Source organism: uncultured Arcanobacterium sp., assembly GCF_947253055.1.
GTDB lineage: Bacteria > Actinomycetota > Actinomycetes > Actinomycetales > Actinomycetaceae > Arcanobacterium_A.
This window is the reverse complement of record NZ_CAMXYE010000113.1, coordinates 1-2840: the sequence shown is the minus strand read 5'-3', so window position 1 is coordinate 2840 and position 2840 is coordinate 1. Positions and strand designations below refer to the sequence as shown.

Here is a 2840-nt window from a genome sequence, read left to right as displayed (position 1 = left end):
CATCTAGACCAGGAGTATCTGCCGAAAGACCCATACTTATGGCAGTTTCTTTCGTCTTTTCCGGCGTAATTTTCTGATTCAAATTAATATAGCCCGTATTAGAGGAATACTTAGTCATTCCAATTAAATCGAGCGAACCGTAGCCAACTCCACCCGAATTCGTGAAAGTAGCTCCGCCTAACTGCATAGAAGCCGGAGCTGGGAAGCGCTCGCCGAGATCCACTCCCGCATCTAAAGCTCCTACCAGAGCAAATAGCTTAAAAGTAGAACCCGCCTGCGCTCTATCTTGGGTAGCTGTATTACGCTGGCGCTTCATGTAATCATCTCCGCCGTAGACGGCGTAAATCTCACCCGTATCTGGGCGCATCGAAATCAGACCCACCCGATTACCGGCTGGGCGCGATTTCGGCAAAGAATCCACGGCAGCCACGGCTGCTTCCTGCATTCCCTTATCTACCGTGGTGATTATCCGATAGCCGCCCATATTCACTTCGTCTTCTGTGAAATCAGCTTTACCTATCAGCTCATCGCGCACCTGCTGCAGCAAATAACCATTGGTGCCCGAAAAATCATTACTTTTGGCTGCATCTACCGTCTCCGGGAAAGCCGCCAAGGCCGCTTGCGCTTCATCGGCAGTTATTTTCTCATCTTCCTGCATTCGCCGCAGCACTCGCTCATACCGCTTCTGGGCTATATCTGGATTGACGGCGGGATCCCAAGCCGAGGGAGCAGGGATTATTCCCGTCAAAAGTGCCGCCTGCTCCAGAGAAAGCTGCGCTGCCGGAATTCCAAAATATGCTTTTGCAGCGGCCTCTACTCCATAGGCTCCCCGCCCAAAATAAATAGTATTGAGGTAGTTGCCCAAAATTTGATCTTTAGATTGCGAATTATTGATCTTCCAAGCTAATACAGCTTCTTTGGCTTTGCCGAAAATAGAAGTGGTAGTACCAAGATAATAACGCTCCGCATATTGCTGCGTAAGAGTGGAGCCACCCTGGCGCTCTCCACCGCGCAAATTATTAATAAGCGCTCGGATAATCGCCTTCGGAGAAACTCCTCTATTTTCTTCAAAAGTCCGATCTTCAGAAGAAATAACCGCTTTTTTCATCACCTCTGGGATTTCCGTAAAGTTAATTATCTTGCGGTTAATTTCGGCGTATTCGCCTACTTTGGTTTCCCCGTCGGCATAGTAGACACCGGTAGTCTGGGCAATAGCAAAATCCGCCGGATCGGGTACTTCCGTAGAGAAATACAGACCCAAAAAAGCTCCTATTCCGAGAGCAATGAGAGTAATAAAAGATCCCAATACGACCCGCCAGCTCGGGAGCCACCTGAGCACTGCCCCTTTCCCGGCGCGCGGATAGTTCAGCCCGCGGCGCGGTTTATGCTTAGGTCTTGCGCCCGGTTGCAGATTTTTCATCTTTTTACCTGCCATTATTTACCCTTTGCTTCGCTATTTTCCGGCACGGCTTCTTCGACTATGTTCTGCCCTAATTTACTCATCGCCAGCCCGCGGCGCGCTTTCTTCTTAAAAATATTAAGTTTCTGCCACGGATTTTCGGTATCGCCGAGCGGATCAGTAGCCGGATTTTCCATATCATACCATCCGCGCTCCAACCGCGATTGAGTGTCTTCCTCTGAAATAAGAAATACATCTAGCCAGCGGGTACGCGGATCGGCGTCCACAAAAAGTGCTTTGCAGAAAAGAGTGAGCGGAACGGCGAGAATAGAGCCGAGTATGCCCACGATACCCGTCCAAATAGCTAAAGAAATAAAAGTAATGCTGGGGGAAAGCCCCACCACATCGCCCGTAAATTTCGGTTGAATAAAGGTCTGGATTACCACATTTATTAGTGAATAAAGTACCCCTACCCAGAGCATGGCCTGCCACCCCTGGTCGAGCAAACCCATCAGCATCGGAGGTAGCACGCCAATGATGAAACCGATATTGGGAATATAGTTAGTGATAAAAGCCCACATTCCCCACGTCCATGCGAGCGGAATACCCATGATTTGCAGTGCGACGGCGTCAATCACTGCCACAATTAAGCCGAAAATAGTGGAAATTATCCAGTAATGGCGCACTCGCTTTTCAAACCCCGCGAGCGCCGCACCCAAGCTCTTGTGCTCCATATTGATTATGAAGCTGCGCGAGGCCATGATGCGCAAATCAAAGACGATGAAGAATAAAGAAATTATTACTACTGCCAGCAGGCCACTTATGGAGGAGAGGGAATCTACGAGCGTCCAGGCTGCCGAAATCAAAGAGTTGTAGTTAATATCGTTAATTAAGTTGTTCAGATCATCTGTTTTAATGCCGTGGCTGCCCAAAAATTGCAGCAAAGAATCCACTACCGATTCGAAATTACCGGCATAGTTCATTAGCGTTTGCGGTACCGGCGTGAGAGACCACACCATAATTCCTACCGTGCCGAGGAACACTACCATTACTAGGAAGAAAGTAATGAAGACGGCGATTACGGACGGGACGCCGAGGCTGAGTAATTTGCGGGAAATGGGGCGGAAAGCAAGAGCAAGAGTGAGAGCCAGAAAAATAGGAGCAAAGACGTCTGCTATATAGTGCAGACCCATGAAGGCCACTACAAGCAGTGCCAAGGAAATTAATATCATTAGACCTACCGGCACAGTGGTGCGATATGGTTTAGCCGCTGCCAGCACTTTTGCTTTCGCACTAGTTTTCTGGGCCATGACTGCATCCGTTGTCTGTGCCTTAGCCGCACCCGTTTCCTGGGCCTTAACCGCACCCGTTTCCTGGGTCTTAGCCGCACCCGCATCGGTAGATATGTGCATAGGTAAGCTCCTCACTCTTCGTTCCTATC

2 protein-coding genes are annotated in these 2840 nt (G+C 49.3%); both read right to left on the bottom strand.

Annotated elements, in window-relative coordinates; genetic code table 11:
- Positions 1–1435: transglycosylase domain-containing protein (locus tag Q0X35_RS06390; RefSeq protein ID WP_297566657.1), on the bottom strand; the 1435-nt coding region annotated here is incomplete at its 3' end.
- Complete coding sequence (locus Q0X35_RS06385) at positions 1435–2811, bottom strand: AI-2E family transporter (RefSeq protein ID WP_297566656.1); 1377 nt, start codon at positions 2809–2811, stop codon at positions 1435–1437. The genes Q0X35_RS06390 and Q0X35_RS06385, both read right to left, overlap by 1 nt.
- Positions 2812–2840 lie beyond the last annotated feature (29 nt).

Bases quoted from the DNA above. Each gene is read 5' to 3' on its own strand.
- Q0X35_RS06385 (WP_297566656.1), bottom strand. From the start codon at position 2,811: ATGCACATATCTACCGATGCGGGTGCGGCTAAGACCCAGGAAACGGGT.